The sequence below is a fragment of the Ruegeria sp. CG11 genome (assembly GCF_056537245.1).
Genome location: NZ_JBQFRE010000001.1, coordinates 1 through 16,924, shown reverse-complemented (window position 1 = coordinate 16,924; position 16,924 = coordinate 1). Strand labels below are relative to the sequence as shown.

General features: G+C 57.8%; 15 protein-coding genes and 1 tRNA gene. 8 read left to right on the top strand and 8 right to left on the bottom strand.

What is annotated here, in order from left to right:
• Window positions 1–3 precede the first annotated feature (3 nt).
• A complete protein-coding gene (gene lexA, locus ACR0KW_RS00080; protein WP_480803194.1) occupies window positions 4–702 on the top strand; it encodes a transcriptional repressor LexA in 699 nt (232 codons plus the stop codon).
• On the opposite strand, the gene ACR0KW_RS00075 is transcribed toward lexA, so the two are convergent.
• Window positions 696–2,747, bottom strand: a complete 2,052-nt coding sequence (locus tag ACR0KW_RS00075; RefSeq protein WP_480803193.1) for a ComEC/Rec2 family competence protein — start codon at window positions 2,745–2,747, stop codon at window positions 696–698. The two genes, lexA and ACR0KW_RS00075, sit on opposite strands and share 7 nt — an antisense overlap.
• 78 nt (window positions 2,748–2,825) lie before the next feature.
• Here ACR0KW_RS00075 and gltX point away from each other — a divergent pair, with 78 nt between their 5' ends.
• Both gltX and gltA read left to right on the top strand, forming a co-directional pair.
• On the top strand, window positions 2,826–4,226 hold the full coding sequence (gene gltX, locus ACR0KW_RS00070) for a glutamate--tRNA ligase (RefSeq protein ID WP_480803192.1): 1,401 nt from the start codon (window positions 2,826–2,828) through the stop codon (window positions 4,224–4,226).
• 121 nt (window positions 4,227–4,347) lie between these two features.
• Window positions 4,348–5,640, top strand: coding sequence for a citrate synthase (gene gltA, locus ACR0KW_RS00065; protein ID WP_170399236.1), 1,293 nt, complete (start codon window positions 4,348–4,350; stop codon window positions 5,638–5,640).
• Between the two features lie 47 nt (window positions 5,641–5,687).
• On the opposite strand, the gene ACR0KW_RS00060 is transcribed toward gltA, so the two are convergent.
• The gene (locus ACR0KW_RS00060) at window positions 5,688–6,752 is read right to left on the bottom strand and encodes a PA0069 family radical SAM protein (protein WP_480803191.1); all 1,065 of its coding nucleotides are present in this window, start codon (window positions 6,750–6,752) and stop codon (window positions 5,688–5,690) included.
• A 301-nt stretch (window positions 6,753–7,053) separates the two neighbouring features.
• Between ACR0KW_RS00060 and ACR0KW_RS00055 the strand changes: the two genes are divergently transcribed.
• Entirely contained in the window at window positions 7,054–7,752 is a 699-nt protein-coding gene (locus ACR0KW_RS00055) for a corrinoid protein (RefSeq protein ID WP_475209234.1), read from the top strand.
• 100 nt (window positions 7,753–7,852) lie between these two features.
• Window positions 7,853–8,518 carry a DUF1638 domain-containing protein gene (locus ACR0KW_RS00050; protein WP_480803190.1) on the top strand — a complete coding sequence of 222 codons (666 nt, stop codon included), beginning with the start codon at window positions 7,853–7,855 and terminating at the stop codon, window positions 8,516–8,518.
• A gap of 6 nt (window positions 8,519–8,524) precedes the next feature.
• Here the strand turns inward: ACR0KW_RS00050 and ACR0KW_RS00045 are convergent, their stop codons facing one another.
• The gene (locus tag ACR0KW_RS00045) at window positions 8,525–8,935 is read right to left on the bottom strand and encodes a SufE family protein (protein ID WP_480803189.1); all 411 of its coding nucleotides are present in this window, start codon (window positions 8,933–8,935) and stop codon (window positions 8,525–8,527) included.
• Between the two features lie 138 nt (window positions 8,936–9,073).
• On the opposite strand from ACR0KW_RS00045, the gene ACR0KW_RS00040 reads away from it, so the two are divergent.
• Window positions 9,074–9,601 (top strand): hypothetical protein, encoded by a 528-nt coding sequence (locus ACR0KW_RS00040; RefSeq protein WP_480803188.1) that lies wholly within the window; start codon window positions 9,074–9,076, stop codon window positions 9,599–9,601.
• 4 nt (window positions 9,602–9,605) lie between these two features.
• Here the strand turns inward: ACR0KW_RS00040 and rnd are convergent, their stop codons facing one another.
• From rnd to purM, 3 genes are all read right to left on the bottom strand, one after another.
• Window positions 9,606–10,763, bottom strand: a complete 1,158-nt coding sequence (rnd, locus tag ACR0KW_RS00035) for a ribonuclease D (RefSeq protein WP_480803187.1) — start codon at window positions 10,761–10,763, stop codon at window positions 9,606–9,608.
• Window positions 10,764–10,874: 111 nt separating this feature from the next.
• Window positions 10,875–11,471: a phosphoribosylglycinamide formyltransferase gene (gene purN, locus ACR0KW_RS00030; RefSeq protein WP_480803186.1), complete on the bottom strand. Its 597-nt coding sequence runs from the start codon at window positions 11,469–11,471 to the stop codon at window positions 10,875–10,877.
• Complete coding sequence (purM, locus tag ACR0KW_RS00025; protein WP_480803185.1) at window positions 11,468–12,514, bottom strand: phosphoribosylformylglycinamidine cyclo-ligase; 1,047 nt, start codon at window positions 12,512–12,514, stop codon at window positions 11,468–11,470. Before purM ends, purN begins: the two co-directional genes overlap by 4 nt.
• A 107-nt stretch (window positions 12,515–12,621) precedes the next feature.
• On the opposite strand from purM, the gene ACR0KW_RS00020 reads away from it, so the two are divergent.
• Window positions 12,622–12,698, top strand: a tRNA-Ile gene (locus tag ACR0KW_RS00020).
• Between the two features lie 835 nt (window positions 12,699–13,533).
• Here the strand turns inward: ACR0KW_RS00020 and ACR0KW_RS00015 are convergent.
• Entirely contained in the window at window positions 13,534–14,439 is a 906-nt protein-coding gene (locus ACR0KW_RS00015; RefSeq protein ID WP_480803184.1) for an AraC family transcriptional regulator, read from the bottom strand.
• A gap of 106 nt (window positions 14,440–14,545) precedes the next feature.
• Here ACR0KW_RS00015 and ACR0KW_RS00010 point away from each other — a divergent pair, with 106 nt between their 5' ends.
• Window positions 14,546–15,373 carry a cysteine hydrolase family protein gene (locus tag ACR0KW_RS00010; protein ID WP_480803183.1) on the top strand — a complete coding sequence of 276 codons (828 nt, stop codon included), beginning with the start codon at window positions 14,546–14,548 and terminating at the stop codon, window positions 15,371–15,373.
• Window positions 15,374–16,239: 866 nt separating this feature from the next.
• On the opposite strand, the gene ACR0KW_RS00005 is transcribed toward ACR0KW_RS00010, so the two are convergent.
• Window positions 16,240–16,791, bottom strand: coding sequence for a hypothetical protein (locus ACR0KW_RS00005; protein WP_480803182.1), 552 nt, complete (start codon window positions 16,789–16,791; stop codon window positions 16,240–16,242).
• Between the last annotated feature and the right edge of the window lie 133 nt (window positions 16,792–16,924).

Genomic DNA, 16,924 nt, shown 5'->3' with positions numbered 1-16,924 from the left:
GCAATGCTGACCAAGAAACAGTTGGATTTGTTGGAATTCATCCACAAACGCGTTCAGGCGGATGGCGTTCCGCCCAGTTTCGACGAAATGAAGGTCGCGCTGGATCTGAGATCCAAGTCCGGCATCCATCGCCTGATCACCGCACTGGAAGAACGCGGCTTTATCCGCCGCCTCGCCCACCGCGCCCGCGCGATTGAGATCGTCAAGCTGCCCGAAAGCCTGGGCGGTGAGCCCACTGCTGCCTTCAAGCCCCGTGTGATCGAGGGTGACAAGCCCGAAGGTCCCCGCCCGGCGAATTTCGAACCAGTCACCGTGGACGCCATGGAACTGCCGGTGATGGGACGCATCGCGGCCGGTGTCCCGATTGAGGCAATCAGCCACGTGTCGCACCGTGTTGCCGTTCCGGGCAGCATGGTGTCGGGTAAAGGTGAGCACTACGCGTTGGAAGTTCGCGGAGATTCGATGATCGATGCGGGCATCAACGACGGCGACGTTGTGGTCATCCGCGAAACCAGAGTGGCGGATAACGGCGACATCGTTGTGGCACTGGTTGAGGATCAGGAAGCTACGCTGAAAAGGTTCTTCCGCCGCGGCAACGCCATCGCGCTCGAAGCGGCAAACCCCGCTTATGAAACCCGCGTTCTGCCCGAGGACAAGGTCAAGGTTCAGGGGCGGCTGGTTGGACTGATCCGCAGCTACTGAGTTTGTTTTGCACGGTGGTTCCCGGTCATTTCCGGGGACCACAATCGATGGCCGATGACCTCTAGGCTGGTTGTTACTCCGACACCGGACAAAGCCACGCTTCCGGTCTCTTTCAATCGATCCGGATCAAAGAGGCCGCAATCACCGATCAGGTCCAGAGGTACCGCCGACACAACGATCTGGTTCTTCCGGCATTCCTCGAACCCTTGTGCAGCGTGTTTTCCGGTAACGTGGACCAGTTCCTTACCCTGCCAAATATACCGTTGAATCCCGCCAGACGTGTCGGGCCAGCGACGGGCAGCATTGATCTGGTCTGCGCCATCCCCGTCATTTTCCAGCCAAACGGTCGCAATAAACCCGCTGCCCTTTTCCTTGCTGAGCGCACGACCGTTTTCAGTCATGACACCCACCAACCCGCCGGAATCCGCAATCAGAACCTCTGGTCGATGCCCCTGCCCCCAAAGCAAAAAGGCCGCCGCTACCGCGGCGGCTCCAATCCATTTTGCCCGCCCGCGCCACAGCGCCAGCCACAAGGCACCAAGGGCGAACATCGGCAAAACATAGTGCGGCGGGCTGACGACGTACCCTTGGGCGCCATCCAGACCGGACACCTTGTCCGAAACAACCAGAATCCACTGCAACCCCAATCCCATGACGTGCAGTGCCAGCGCCTCCAACCCGAACGGGGCCAACAGTGCGGCAACAAAGGCCGCCGGCACCACAACCGTCCCCATCACCGGCACCGACAACATGTTGGCCAACAGCCCATAATGCGACATCGTGTTAAAATGCGCCGCCCCGATCGGAGCCGTCGCCAGACCGGCAATGGCCGAGGATAAAAGCAACCCCAGCACAGGTTTCGTCCATTTCGGCCCCGGCATCGGTCCATAATCCCGCAATTGACCAAACACGGCGACAAGCGCAGTCGTCGCGGCAAAGGACATCTGGAACCCGGGGCTCAGCAGGGATTCGGGACGCAGCACCAGGACGATCAGAGCGGCCACGGCAACGACTCGCAGAGAAATTGCGCGACGGTCGATCAGGATCGCCCCCAGCATGACGCTGGCCATGACAAAGGCCCGCTCGGTGGCGACGTTACCGCCGGACAGCATCAGGTATATGACCGCAGCAACCAGCGCGCAGAGCGCCGCCAGTTTACGCACAGGCAGGCGCAGGGCCACAGCTGGAATCGCAGACAGGGCCAGTCGACAAACCAAGTAGACGAACCCGGTCAGCAGCCCCATATGCAGGCCGGATATCGCCAGCAAATGCGCAAGGTTCGACGCCCGCAGCGATTGCAGCGTCTCTTGCCCCATGCCACTGCGGTCACCGGTTGTGACCGCGGCTGCAAACCCTCCGATCTCACCGGGCAGGATTGATCGCACCCTCTGCGAGATCGCCATTCTTAACGCCGTGATGCGCACCCCTTCGGCCGCCTCTTCCGGTCGCGCAACCGTCATCACCGGCACGCGTGTGTATCCGACCGCCCCAAGACGCTGAAACCAGGCGTGACGGCGAAAATCAAAACCTCCGGGCTCGACCGGCCCTTGCGGCGGTGACAGGTGGCCTGTGGTCATTATCCTTTGACCCGGCGCCAGTGAGGCCGGGTCGCCGTGCAAGGAAAGCCGGACGCGCTGCGGTCTGCGGTCCTTGGGCACATCCCCTATGCGCACCTGGTCTAGCGTTACCCGCAACGCGTCCGAAGCAGAGCGGTCCATGGCTACGACCCGCCCCTCGACCGGGCCGTAATAACGCCAAGACAGAACCGGCTCTGCGACCGAGTGGGCTCGCGCACCGGCCAGCACAAAGCCTGCCGCAATCAACGCGCACCCCATTGCCAACGCGGCCCAACCGGTTCGCATCCTGCGACCGGTCCAGACAAGACCCAACACCAGCGCCAGCAGGCACGAATACACCTGCAAGCCCGGTTCAAACCGGAGACTGAAGTAAAGACCAATACCGACAGCCAGACATACCGGAGACCACTGGAACAAATACCCTGTCTGGTTCAGCAATGCGGCCTCGACCCGTGCCAGAACACGCATGGTTGCCCCCGTCCTTCGGGCTCGTTAGACAGACGCAAAACTATGCCAGACACGGTTACCAAAAGGTTAATCCACACAATGTCCGATCAGGTCGTCACCCGTTTCGCCCCTTCGCCCACCGGTTTTCTGCACATCGGCGGCGCCCGCACCGCGCTGTTCAACTGGCTCTATGCCCGTGGGCGCGGCGGCAAGTTCCTGCTGCGGATCGAAGACACCGACCGCGAACGTTCGACCCCCGAGGCGACGGCAGCGATCCTGCAGGGCATGGAATGGCTTGGTCTGGACCATGATGGCGACGTGATCAGCCAGTTCGAAGGGGCCGCGCGCCACGCCGAAGTGGCGCATCAACTGCTGGCCGAGGGCAAAGCGTACAAGTGCTTTTCGACGCAGGACGAAATCGCCGAATTCCGCGAACAAGCCCGGGCCGAGGGCAAATCGACCCTATTCCGCAGCCCCTGGCGCGATGCCGACCCGGCGACCCATCCGGACGCGCCGTTCGTGATCCGCATCAAGGCCCCGCAAGACGGCGCAACTGTAATCCGCGATCAGGTGCAGGGCGACGTGACCATCCGTAACGATCAGCTGGACGACATGATCCTGCTGCGCTCGGACGGGACGCCGGTTTATATGCTAGCTGTTGTGGTGGACGATCACGACATGGGCGTGACCCATGTGATCCGTGGCGACGACCACCTGAACAACGCCGCGCGCCAGATGATGATCTATGAGGCAATGGGCTGGGACGTTCCGGTCTGGGCGCATATCCCGCTGATTCACGGACCGGACGGCAAGAAGCTGTCGAAACGCCACGGCGCATTGGGCGCGCAGGAATATCAGGCGATGGGTTACCCTGCGTCAGGCATGCGCAACTATCTGGCGCGCCTCGGCTGGAGCCACGGTGACGACGAGTTCTTTACCGACGAGCAGGCAAAAGAGTGGTTCGATCTGGACGGTATTGGTAAAAGTCCGGCCCGCTTCGACTTGAAAAAGCTCGAAAATCTCTGCGGGCAACATATTGCGATTTCGGATGACGCTGCACTGCGGCAGGAAATCGAAACCTATCTGGACGCAGCGGAACTTCCCGCTCTTACCACGACACAATCCGGTGATCTGGAACGTGCGATGTATTGTCTTAAGGACCGTGCGCGCACTTTCCCGGAACTGCTTGAAAAAGCTCACTTTGCGTTGATTTCACGCCCCGTTGAGCCGGATGAGAAAGCAGCAAAGGCGCTACAATCTGTATCCGACGGTATACTGAAAGAATTGACGCCGCACGTGCAAAATGTTAGCTGGTCGCGGAACGAACTGGAGGAGGCCCTCAACGCCTTTGCAGAGGCGCAGGGGATCAAGTTCGGCAAGTTGGCCAGCCCGCTCAGGGCGGTACTGGCTGGACGCGCTGTAACGCCTTCGGTTTTTGACATGATGCTTGTGCTGGGGCGCGAAGAAACCCTGGCGCGGCTTTCCGACGCAGCAAACTAATCCTGGGTTCATATTCAGGTAACGCTGCTCCGCTACGACCCGGTCAGCACATATGTGTATGACCGCTGACCGCTCAGCCGATCACTCTTTCGGCACGCGCATGAACGAGGAAGGGACAAAAATGACCGACAACAAAACAGCCACTCTGAAAGTCCATGGGGAAACTTACGAGTTGCCGGTTCATTCGCCAACAGCGGGGCCCGACGTAATCGATATCCGCAAGCTCTATGGTCAGGCTGGCGTGTTCACCTACGATCCCGGCTTCACATCGACCGCCAGCTGCGACAGCACCATCACCTATATCGACGGTGAAAAGGGTGAACTGCTGCACCGTGGCTATCCGATCGACCAACTGGCCGAGAAGTCCCACTTCCTCGAGGTTTGCTATCTGCTGCTGTACGGAGAGCTGCCTGTCGCAAAGGATCTGGAAAAGTTCGAAACCACGATCACCAAGCACACCATGCTGCACGAGCAGATGCAGTATTTCTACCGCGGTTTCCGCCGTGACGCGCACCCGATGGCGATCATGGTGGGTGTTGTCGGCGCAATGTCGGCCTTCTACCACGACTCGACCGACGTTACCGACCCACGCCAGCGCGAGATCGCGTCGCACCGCCTGATTGCAAAGATGCCCACCATTGCGGCTTGGGCGTACAAGTACCACACCGGTCAGCCCTTCGTGTATCCGCGCAACGATCTGGACTATGCGTCAAACTTCCTGCGCATGTGCTTCAGCGTTCCGGCCGAAGAATACGAGGTCAACCCGATCCTCAGCCGTGCGATGGACCGCATTTTTACCCTGCACGCCGATCACGAGCAGAACGCTTCGACCTCGACCGTGCGTCTGGCGTCGTCTTCGGGCGCGAACCCGTTCGCCTGTATTGCAGCTGGCATCGCCTGCCTGTGGGGTCCGGCCCATGGTGGTGCGAACCAGGCCTGCTTGGAAATGCTGGAAGAAATCGGCTCGGTCGATCGCATCCCCGAATACATCGCCCGCGCCAAGGACAAAGACGATCCGTTCCGTCTGATGGGCTTTGGCCACCGCGTCTACAAGAACTTCGACCCGCGCGCGAAGGTGATGAAGCAATCGGCCGACGAGGTGCTGGACCTGCTGGGTATCGAAGACAATCCGAAACTGCAGGTCGCCAAGGAACTGGAACGCGAGGCGCTGGAAGATCCGTATTTCGCCGAAAAGAAACTGTTCCCGAACGTCGACTTCTACTCGGGCATCATCCTCGAGGCGATGGGCTTCCCGACCTCGATGTTCACTCCGATTTTTGCGCTGTCGCGCACCGTTGGCTGGGTCAGCCAGTGGAAAGAAATGATCGCCGATCCTCAGAACAAGATCGGTCGCCCGCGCCAGTTGTATCTGGGCGAGACCATGCGCGACTATGTGGACATCGAAAACCGCTGATCGCCGCGATTGAATGCCAAAGCCCCGGACCTGCGTCCGGGGCTTTTTTATAGCAGGCTCAATTGATCCCCGACCTGGGCCGGGCGGGCAAACAAGTCGCATCGCAAGGGCGCTGTACGCGTCGCCAACCCAAGGCGCTTCACCGCCAGTGCGAACCGCTTGGCAATCAGCCCCGCATATTCCCCTTCACCACGCATCCGGTGACCCCAGCGCGGGTCATAGTCCCTGCCCCCGTGCATCTCGCGCAGCTTGGACATGATCTTTTCGGCGCGTGCGGGTTCGTGATCCTTCAACCAATTCTGCCACAACTCCGACACTTCGCGTGGCAGACGCAACATGATCCAACTGGCGGCATCGGCACCCGCATCCCTGCCCGCTTCCAGCAAGTGTTCCAGCTCATGATCCGTCAGTCCCGGAATCACTGGAGAAGTCATAACCCGCACCGGGACACCAGCCTCGGTCAGGCGTCGAATGACGGCCAGCCGCCGCTGCGGTGACGGCGCGCGCGGCTCCATCCGTCGGGACAGATTCGCATCCAGTGTGGTCAGTGAAACCCCGACCCGCACCAACCCCTTCGCCGCCATAGGCGCCAGAATATCCAGATCCCGTTCGATCAAGGCACCTTTGGTCACAATGCCGACCGGATGGTTAAACTCCTGAAGAACCGACAGGCAATCCTTTGTTATCTTGCGGCTTTTCTCAACAGGCTGATACGGGTCCGTATTTGTTCCCAATGCGATGGGCGCGACTTTATACCCTTTGGAGGACAGTTCTTTGCGCAAGATATCCGCCGCGTTCGGACGGGCGATCAGGCGAGTTTCAAAGTCCAGACCCGGCGATAATCCCAGATAGGCGTGAGTCGGGCGGGCAAAGCAATAAACGCAGCCGTGCTCGCACCCACGATACGGGTTGATCGAGCGATCAAACGGCAAGTCCGGCGAGCGGTTATACGTGATCAGGCTGCGCGCGATCTCATCCCTGACGTCTGTTCGCAAGGGTGGGATATCCTCTTCGATTTCCCAGCCATCATCGCAGGGTACGGTGTCGAATTGCTCGAACCGGCCTGCTGTGTTTGTGACGGCCCCACGGCCTCGGATATGCGGTTCAGACATGTTTGTTCCCGCTATGTTCTCTCTTGGGATATATATTCATTTACGCGATCCGACAAGCGGACCTTACGGTTTCGCGTTGATTTCAGCCACTTGATCCCGACGAGACAGGCGGAAATGGAAAATGAACGGAATGCAGGATGATCTTGCAGAAAATTCTGTCGAGCCGTGCAAAAATCTGACGTATAGGTCGGTCTCGAAACCACTGAGGTCGCAATCGTCACAGTCAAACTGCGGCGATTTGGCCAAAACGGCAAAAATGCCACCACGGGCCGACGGTCCGCACAGCTCAGGGAAGCGCCCCATGTCCGACGAAGAAGACATCGTCCTGTCCGAACTCAATGACGAAGAGCTTGTCGAACAGATGTTCGACGACCTTTACGACGGTCTGAAAGAAGAGATTGAGGAAGGTACGAACATCCTGCTGGAACGCGGATGGACACCCTACGACATCCTGACCAAAGCCCTGGTCGGTGGTATGACTGTTGTCGGCCATGACTTCCGCGACGGCATCCTGTTCGTCCCCGAGGTTCTGCTGGCCGCAAACGCCATGAAAGGCGGCATGTCGATCCTCAAGCCGCTGCTGGCCGAAACCGGCGCACCGCGCGTTGGCAAGATGGTCATCGGCACCGTGAAGGGTGACATCCACGACATCGGTAAAAACCTTGTTTCGATGATGATGGAAGGCGCCGGTTTCGAGGTTGTCGACATCGGTATCAACAACCCGGTCGAAAACTACCTGGAAGCGCTGGAAACCGAAAAGCCCGACATCCTGGGCATGTCGGCCCTGCTGACCACAACCATGCCCTACATGAAGGTCGTGATCGACACTATGGTAGAGCAAGGCCTGCGCGAAGAGTACATCGTTCTGGTCGGCGGCGCTCCGCTGAACGAAGAATTCGGCAAAGCAATCGGCGCAGACGGTTACTGCCGTGACGCAGCCGTGGCCGTGGAAATGGCCAAGGACTTCGTCTCGCGCAAGCACAACCAACTGGCCGGCTGATCCGACGCAGTAGAATGTTCAGGGGCCGTCCGGTTTTCGGGCGGCCCTTTTTGTTTCCGCAGGCCACACTATCTGTCGGATAGATTCCAAGGAGCACTCGATGCAGCAGGACAAATTGCCGGACGATGCCAGCCTGACGACCAAGGGCTACGCCGCTGATACTCAGGGGCAAATTCTGCTGCTGGCCTGCGGCGCGCTTGCGCGTGAGATTCTGGACCTTAAGAACCGCAACGGCTGGGATCACATGGCGCTGACCTGCCTGCCGGCGATTTTGCATGTCCATCCAGAAAAAATCACCCAAGCGGTTCAGGAGGCGGTCGCAAAGCATCACGATCAGTACGATCAGATCTTTGTCGTCTACGCCGATTGCGGCACCGGAGGCCTGCTGGAAAAAGCGTGCGCCGAAATGGGTGTCGAGATGGTCAAGGGCCCCCACTGCTACTCCTTCTTCGAAGGGAATCAGGCGTTTGAGGCTCGGGGCGAGGATGAAACCACCGCCTTTTACCTGACCGACTTTCTGGCGCGGCAATTCGATGCCTTTGTCTGGAAACCATTGGGCCTCGACCGGCACCCCGAGCTACGCGACATGTATTTCGGAAATTACACCAAGCTGGTCTATCAGGCTCAGATCGACGACCCTGACCTGACCGCCCGCGCCCGTGACTGCGCCGAGCGGATGGGTTTGGAGTTTGAGCGTCGTTTTACCGGTTATGGCGATCTGGAATCCACGCTGACGGATTGGGCAACCCGCAAGCCGGTGGATTGATTCGCGTCAGGCGTTTTCCTGCGCGACCTCGCGGATGCGTTCGATCATCGAGCGCAACCCGTTCGAGCGCTGCGCCGAAAGGTGATCGTTCAAGCCCAGACGCGCCAGTTCGCCGCCTGCGTCCACCGTGGGAACCTCGTTGACCGGCAGACCGTTATACAACGACCGCAGAACCGCGATCAGCCCCCGTACGATCAACGCATCACTGTCGCCGTCAAAGCGGAAGACACCGCCTTCGATGATCGGGTGTAACCAAACCTGACTGGCGCAGCCGTGAACCTTGGTGGCCGGCACCTTGAGCGCATCGTCCAGCGGCTCCATCGCCTTGCCCTGATCGATGACATGGCGATACCGGTCTTCCCAGTCCTCCAGAAATTCGAAATCCTCGACGATTTCCTCAAAGGCAGGCGTGGCCATTTGCGGCAGTCCTTTTGTTACGATCACACCTGTGAACTATGCCGCCGACCTGCGCCTGTCCACCCCCCAGCGTGGCTTTTCAAACAGGGGAATTTGCGATAACCCATTGCTGGAATTACTGCTCTGGACGACTGCACCATGAAAAAATCGTTTACTGTTCTTCTGGTCGCCGCCCTGACCGTCTCTGCCTGCAGCAGCTGGAGGGACTCGCGGGCCAACCCGTCCAACTGGTTCGGATCAAGCACATCGGCTGATCCGGCTGAATCGTCTGCCTATGACGCCGACGCTCTGGTTCCAGAGCAGAAAGAGGGTGGCGGGCTGTTCTCACGAGGCGAGGAAGAGGACACCAGCATTCCGATCACCCGTATCGACGAGTTGCGGGTCGAACCAACCCCGGGTGGCGCGATCGTCTATGCGGCGGCCACGGCGGCGCGGCAAGGGGCCTATAACGCTCGGCTTGTTCGCACGGAAAGCGAAGAGAATCAGAAGAACGGTGTTCTGGAATTTACCTTCCGCGTGGATTATCCGAACAGGGCAACCAATCAGGGCACCGAGCGGTCGCGTATGGTGTCTGATGCCATCAATATCAGCCAGAAAGATCTGGAAAGCACCCGTCTGGTGCGAGTTGTGGGAGAGCAGAACGCGCTGGAATCCCGGCGCCGGTAAAGGCTTATAGGGATACGACCTCGACGTTCTGGCCCTTTGCGGCCAGTGCGATCTTGCCTTCGCAGAGTTTCAGAGCGTCTTCGCCGAACACCTCGAACCGCCAGCCTGACATGGCGGGCAATTCCCGCTCGCCCGCAGCGATCTGATCCAGTTCCGAGCTGGTGGCGATCAATTTGGCCGCTACGCCCGAGCTTTCGGTTTTTGATTTCAGCAGCACCCGCAGCAAATCCGCCAGCGCCGGGTTCACCTTCAGCTTGTCGCGGCTGTTGTCGACGCGCGGCAGTAGGTCTGAGGGGCAGTTCACGCCCCTCTTCACGGCAGCGAGAATGCCATCGGCAATCGCACCCTTGCGCGCTTCGCGCAGCAGCAGGCGGGACCCGCCCAAATCGGACGGGGACTTGGGCTTGGTCGAGGCCAGCTCGATCAGCGCATCATCCTTGAACACCCGGCTGCGCGGGACGTTGTTTTCCTGCGCGTAAGCCTCGCGGAATTGCGCCAGTTCGCGCACCACGGCCAGGAACTTGGCCGAATTTGTCCGGGTCTTCACCCGCTTCCAGGCATCTTCGGGGCGAATGTCATAGGTCGTCGGCAGGGTCAGAATCTGCAGTTCTTCAGCGACCCAATGGCTGCGCTGCGACTTTTTCAGCTGGGCCGCAAGATGTTCGTAAATCTGACGCAGATGGGTCACGTCGGCCAACGCATAGGTCTTTTGCGCCTCAGACAGTGGCCGCCGGGACCAGTCGGTAAAGCGAGAGGTCTTGTCCACCCCCTGCTTGCAGATCTTGCGCACCAGCGTTTCGTAGCCCACCTGCTCGCCAAAACCGCAGACCATCGCCGCGACCTGCGTGTCGAACAACGGCGTGGGGAAGACGCCCGCCTCGACCCAGAAAATCTCAAGGTCCTGCCGGGCGGCGTGGAAGACCTTGACCACGTTCTCATTGCCGAACAGCTCATACAACGGGTCCAGCGACAGGCCATCGGCCAGAGGATCGACCAGAACCGCGCTGTCTCCACCTTCCGACGGCACGGCCAGTTGCACCAGGCAGAGTTTGGAATAGTAAGTTCGTTCGCGCAGAAACTCGGTATCTACGGTGACATAGTCATATTCCGCCGCGGCCTTGCAGAAATCGGCCAGCTCTTGCGTCGTTGTCAGGGTTTTCATGCGCGGTGCTGTTCTTGCTCTTGTTTTCTTCGGCTGATCATCTTGTCCGTACCCAGCCGTAGTGCAGACCATAGGCCGATTATGACACATGTGTAAATCACCCTGAGACGTTCAGGGCAGCAACACCGGAGTCCGATCCTCACTGGCGTAACGGCGCAACACTGCAGGGTAGAGCTTGTGCTCCCACACCAGCACCCGGGCGGCGAGGTCTTCGGGCGTGTCGCCGGGTTCGATGTTCACCCGCGCCTGCCCCAGGATCGGGCCATCGTCCAGCGCCGCAGTGACCTCGTGGACTGAACATCCATGCTCTGCGTCCCCTGCCTCGATCGCGCGGGCATGAGTATTGAGCCCTTTATATTTCGGCAGAAGCGAGGGGTGGATGTTCAGCATCCGCCCCTGAAAGCGTGAAACGAAATCGCCGGTCAGAACCCGCATAAACCCGGCCAGACAAACAATGTCCGGCTGCGCCTCTTCCAGCGGTTTCAGCAACTCGGCTTCAAACGCGGCGCGGTTGCCTTTGAACGGACGGTGATCCACCGATGCAATCGGGATACCACGTTCGGCGGCCTTTTTCAGACCGCCGGCCTCGGCGTCATTCGACAGCACCAGACAGGGGCGCGCCGGGTGGTCTCCGACCATGCTGTCGACCAGCGACACCATGTTGGACCCACCCCCGGAAATCAGGATGGCGACGCGCTTGTGGCTCACAGCAGCTGGCCCGAATACGCCATACCGGGCGTATCAGTGACGGTGCCAAGACGCGAAACCGTCTCGCCAGCCTCAGCCAGCAACGCGGTCAGCTCATCGGCCCGGTCCTCGGCGCAGACAACGATCATGCCGATGCCGCAGTTGAAGGTCTTCAGCATCTCGGCCTCGACGATCCCACCGGTTTCCGCCATCCAGCGGAAGACGGGCGGCAGGTCCCAGGCGTTCAGGTCAATCTCGGCGCCCAGTCCTTCGGGCAGAACCCGCGGCAGGTTCTCAGTCAGGCCACCACCGGTGATATGGGCCAGCGCATTCACGCCCCCTGCCCGGATCGCCTGCAGCGCAGGTTTGACGTACAGGCGCGTCGGTGTCAGCAGCGCCTCGCCCAGCGAACCTTCACCAAAGGGCGACGCGGCATCCCAGCCAAGACCCGACATTTCAACCAGTTTGCGCACCAATGAATAGCCGTTGGAATGCACCCCGTTCGAGGACAGACCCAGCAGCACATCACCCTTTTGCACATCGGCAGGCAGATGCGCGCCCCGCTCCATTGCGCCGACCGAGAACCCGGCCAGATCGAAATCTCCGTCTGGGTACATGCCCGGCATCTCTGCCGTCTCACCGCCGATCAGGGCGCAACCGGACTGTACGCAGCCCTCGGCAATACCTTCGATGATCCGCGCGGCGGTGTCGGTGTCCAGCTTGCCGGTGGCGAAATAGTCCAGGAAGAACAGCGGCTCGGCGCCCTGGCAGATCAGGTCGTTGACGCACATCGCCACCAGGTCGATGCCAACGCCATCCACCACGCCGGTATCAATCGCAATCCGCAGCTTGGTGCCGACACCATCGGTCGCGCCCACTAGAATCGGATCCTGATACCCGGCATCTTTCAGATCGAACAGAGCGCCAAACCCGCCCAGCCCGCTCATCACACCCGAGCGGTTGGTCCGCTTCGCCGCGGGCTTGATCCGGTCGACCAGAGCGTTCCCCGCATCAATATCAACGCCCGCATCGGCATAAGTGATTCCGTTCTTGCCCGTCGTCATGGCCAGCCCCTCATGAATGGTTCCCGCGCGGGTTATTCGATTGTGCGTCCTGTTGCAACGGTCAGGCTTGACGCGGGCGTTCACCGTGGTACTCAAAGCGCTCAGGCGGGCCTGTAGCTCAATTGGTTAGAGCAGAGCGCTCATAACGCTTTGGTTGCGGGTTCAAGTCCTGCCGGGCCTACCAAAAACCGCATTTTTTCCTTTAAAATCAATGACCGGGTGTCCCACAAAATGCTTGGGGTGACCCATATGAAATCAATGAGTTGCAAGCCAAGTGTCCCACGAATTTCAGTAACTTGTTACCGAATCCGGCTCGGGCCATTCCGGCAGTTTCTCGGGCGCGGGCACGTAATGCTTTTCCAATCACTCCCGGATGACCGCCCAATGGCCCTGCGGCGTGGCGGTGAAGCGCATTGAATGCAGATCGGCGATCTTTGTCCCTAGCACCCGCCACCATTGGATTTTGAGCTTGAGCACATGGCGATTTGCGCAAGTACGTAGCGCCGCCCGCCAGTTATCGACCCGGCAGGTCTCAAGTTGCTTATGGAGATCAAACGGGATTCGGTTGGGCCATGTCACAGCCTTGATATGAGGCAGGCAGAGAGACTCAGCGAGCGATCTCTCGCCGTTTCACCCAGCTTTCGCATGAGCTGTTAGTTGGACTTCGTCCGGGTCGAAGACTTCGTACTGCCAATACTGTCTGGACAGTCGCCACCACCTCGCCACTAGCAAACCGTCTACAAAACCCCGAACATGGCATCTCTGGTGGCGCGAGTGAGTTGGGTGCGGAAACGTATCGCCTATCATCAGTTGATGTTCCATCTCGGTCCCCCTGGTTGTTAAGCTACTGGCTTCCCCGTAGAGCCACCAACCCAGTATAACATAGACGCCGTCCAAACCCGGAAGACCCTCCCTATTGTTGAACTTCTAAGGTCGGCTTTGAGCCCCGAGCGGACATTATTGTCGAATTTAGATGCTGCAAATGCCTAATGCTGCTAACGACACTTAGCAGCAAAGCCTTATTCTGCCGCAACTTTTTTGAATTCGCTCGGCGAAATACCAAACTCTTCTTTAAATGCCCGCGAAAAGTAGGTTCGGCTTCTATATCCCGCCATTACCGAAATCCGTTTTATGGGTAGATCGCATCGGGTTAACAGTTCGGCGGCCCTGCGTAGGCGAATTTTTCGAAGTACTTCTATGGCGCCAATCTTGTACGCCTTGCCAAATCGCGAAGCAAAAACCGATCGACTCAATGCGCATCTTTCAGCGAGGCTTTCGAGATTATGGGCATATTCCGGATATTCGAGCATAGCCTCCATCGCAGGCCAGAGTTTTTCATCCGTTGCACCATCAACCCACCACAACGACGGGTCTCCAGCAATGTGCCGCCGCCGAAATAGTCGAATTACGCATTGCTCTAGAAGGGATTCCGCCAATGCCCGAGACCCTATGTCCGGGTGACTAACCTCATAGACGAATTGATCCAGCGCCAACCTCACGCGGTCTGTCGGTGACAAGTGTTCGACAATCGGATGGCGAAGAAGGTTCAATGCCCCACCACTGCCCCGGTACGCGATTTCGAGGCGTCCGCATATGGCAAACAAAGGAGACCCTACGGAACTATCACCGACCACAATGTTTGTCATTCCATCGATTGGCGGCAAAGTGCGTGGACGGACACCACCACCAGCACCACACACATGAAAGGCGTAGGTCAAATAGGCCGGTGCCAGCAACACTGTTCCTGGGGTCAACTGAACGTCAACATTATTCCCAATGTTAACTGTTGCCGAACCATCCAGTACATAATGCAGAATAGCAAAAGGCCGAACGCCAAAGTCCACGCGACAATCCCCACGCAATTCGCATAGGGCGAAGGGACTCATATTGATTTCCAGGGTCTCCAGAACGCGTTCGATTGACATGTCTGGCCGCACTCAACTTCGGTATCAGAAGACGCCTTTCAGACGATAAGGCACGGTCTTTTTCTTATTATGTTCGCAGTTTTAGTCCATTCAAGGAGAAAGTGTCATGTGCACCAACCCAAAATGCGACAATCGAACCGATATCGGCCGTCGAGAGATATTGACCAGCACCGTCGCCTTGGCCGCTGGTGGCGCTTTGTTTTCCGGACAAGCACTTGCAGCTTCAGATACTGACAGCACTTACTCTGATCCGAGTGAACCAGCTCTGCCGCCGACTGACGTGGAAGTCGGATTGTCTGATACAGCGTTGGTCGTGACCGACCCGCAGGTAGACTTTCTGAGTGAAGATGGCGTCACCTGGGGAGTTGTCGGAGCGTCTGTTCAGGAACACAACACCGTTGAAAACATTGGCCGCTTGTTTGAAGCTGCAAAGGCCCGCGGAATGACGGTCGCCATTTCGCCTCACTATTATTACCCGTCTGATCATGGCTGGACCTTTGGTGGTCCACTCGAAAAACTCATGCACAAGATCGGAATGTTCGATCGGAAAGGACCGTTGACACTTGACGGCTTCGACGGCTCGGGTGCCGACTTCATGCCCCAGTACAAAGAGTACATCCTGGACGGTGAAACCATTGTCGCCAGCCCGCACAAAGTCTACGGACCCGAAAACAACGATCTGAGTTTACAATTGCGCAAACATGGCGTTTCGAAGGTTATTTTGGCTGGCATGTCGGCCAACCTATGCCTACAGGCCCATCTATACGAGCTATTGGAGCAGGGATATCAAGTGGCCGTTGTTCGGGATGCCACTGCGGCAGCGAAGCTCCCGGAAGGGGACGGGTATCTGGCAGCATTAATCAATTTCCGTTATGTTGCTAACGGTCTCTGGACCACCGACGAAGCAGTCGAAAAAATTCAAGCAGCATCCTGAAACAAGTGGTGAGTTTCAGCAAGCCACGTGGAAACAAGCTCGATGCTTAGAGTAGCGCCTCGACATCTCGGCTTCTGACAAGCTAAACCGCTTCTCCCGCTTTGTGGGAGAAGCCTGCGCACAAAGCCTGCAAAATTTCTAACAGCGTGATCCCGTGGTGGGAGCAAAAAAGGTGCATTTCTGGCTTCTGAGGACGGCCATGAGACCTATTGCAGATCTATGCATTGCCGCTACGTGATGTGACAAACGCTTGAAACTTCGGCGAACGGCAGCTTAGTCCGCATAGCGAACGTCGCCTCCTTATTGTTGACCGTTTGCCCTACGTTCTGCCCGTTGATCCAGCTTGCGATTCACCCTGCGTGTTAGCACCTTGCCGATCATGTTTCCGATGAAAACGCAGAAGCCTAAGAGCAATAAAAGTTCCATCAGATCCCGCTCCTTATTGTTGATTTTCTCAATCAGGTATTTCTAGCGTTTGGCAGGAATCTTTGAGTACTGCCCCATTGTAAAAGTCAAGACCGAAAGGACCATGGATATCCCGATCCGAACTACGGCATGTCCGAGAGTGAACGTCGCGCAGGAATCCCCGAAGAGAATTGCACCTGAAACCACGACTCCTGCCAAACCCCGTGTCACAGACGAACTCTTGGCTAAACTTCGACCCATCACCCAAAGATTTTAAACTCAGGATACCGGAGACCCAACCTTTCGAAATTCATCACTAATCTCCCACTCCGGGAAAACGCATGTGAAGCTTTCCTTGTTCAAAGCAGACGCCTGGCCGCCCAAGCAAATAACAGCGAACAGAAATGCAATTCTCCCCACCTGCCTCTCCTTATTGTTTATTCAGTACACCGTTGCGCTCTTCAGTCTGGTACTTGGTACGACCGCTGCATAATCGTTGTAGACTGCGCAACTCTCAATTCTGGCCGAAAGTGCTGTAGTGGGTGGACCACAGAAGCTCTGTTGTGATCATCACGGTGAAAGTAGAGATTTGCCACCAAAACAGCCGAAACCGCATTGAGAACATTGCTCAAATTGGCTTTTTCAAAGTGAGAAATTCGGTCGAGCTTGGTTTTGTTGTTGGCAGTCCACCACTCCGGCGTATCACCACTTACCCACGCCTGGAACGGTTGAAAGGACAGCCCGAGTGGATCAAGTGCGACCTTCACTATCGAGAAACTCGGTAACGATGGCGGGATCGTCATTCTGTAGCCGCCCTCCTTGGTCGAATCTTCATCGCCCAATTTGCGGCAAATCGCTTTAAGTAGAACATCGCACTCTTGCGTTGCGATCATAAGTAAACGCGCCAGCTCAAGTGAAAAAGACGAAAGATTACCTTCTGTCGGCTCTATAAACCGAGAAATTTTCTGAATATCGTCGTCAAGTATTTTCAGGTATCGCCAGTGCTCTGACATAAAACTTCCACTATTCGATGACTAAAGCTTCAGATCTCTCCTAGGGTCAGGATGCATTGAATTCCGCCGCGCCGCGTGATTCACGGCTCCACAAACGGAGCGGTAACATGAGCGATCTTTTCTGGCTGACCGA

Excerpts from the sequence above, each read along its gene's own strand:
- ACR0KW_RS00075 (WP_480803193.1), bottom strand. The coding sequence starts at position 2,747 with ATGCGTGTTCTGGCACGGGTCGAGGCCGCATTGCTGAACCAGACAGGG.
- ACR0KW_RS00055 (WP_475209234.1), top strand. The coding sequence starts at position 7,054 with ATGTCCGACGAAGAAGACATCGTCCTGTCCGAACTCAATGACGAAGAG.
- gltA (WP_170399236.1), top strand. The coding sequence starts at position 4,348 with ATGACCGACAACAAAACAGCCACTCTGAAAGTCCATGGGGAAACTTAC.
- ACR0KW_RS00050 (WP_480803190.1), top strand. The coding sequence starts at position 7,853 with ATGCAGCAGGACAAATTGCCGGACGATGCCAGCCTGACGACCAAGGGC.
- ACR0KW_RS00010 (WP_480803183.1), top strand. The coding sequence starts at position 14,546 with ATGTGCACCAACCCAAAATGCGACAATCGAACCGATATCGGCCGTCGA.
- ACR0KW_RS00040 (WP_480803188.1), top strand. The coding sequence starts at position 9,074 with ATGAAAAAATCGTTTACTGTTCTTCTGGTCGCCGCCCTGACCGTCTCT.
- rnd (WP_480803187.1), bottom strand. The coding sequence starts at position 10,763 with ATGAAAACCCTGACAACGACGCAAGAGCTGGCCGATTTCTGCAAGGCC.
- lexA (WP_480803194.1), top strand. The coding sequence starts at position 4 with ATGCTGACCAAGAAACAGTTGGATTTGTTGGAATTCATCCACAAACGC.
- ACR0KW_RS00060 (WP_480803191.1), bottom strand. The coding sequence starts at position 6,752 with ATGTCTGAACCGCATATCCGAGGCCGTGGGGCCGTCACAAACACAGCA.
- gltX (WP_480803192.1), top strand. The coding sequence starts at position 2,826 with ATGTCCGATCAGGTCGTCACCCGTTTCGCCCCTTCGCCCACCGGTTTT.
- ACR0KW_RS00045 (WP_480803189.1), bottom strand. The coding sequence starts at position 8,935 with ATGGCCACGCCTGCCTTTGAGGAAATCGTCGAGGATTTCGAATTTCTG.
- ACR0KW_RS00015 (WP_480803184.1), bottom strand. The coding sequence starts at position 14,439 with ATGTCAATCGAACGCGTTCTGGAGACCCTGGAAATCAATATGAGTCCC.
- ACR0KW_RS00005 (WP_480803182.1), bottom strand. The coding sequence starts at position 16,791 with ATGTCAGAGCACTGGCGATACCTGAAAATACTTGACGACGATATTCAG.
- purM (WP_480803185.1), bottom strand. The coding sequence starts at position 12,514 with ATGACGACGGGCAAGAACGGAATCACTTATGCCGATGCGGGCGTTGAT.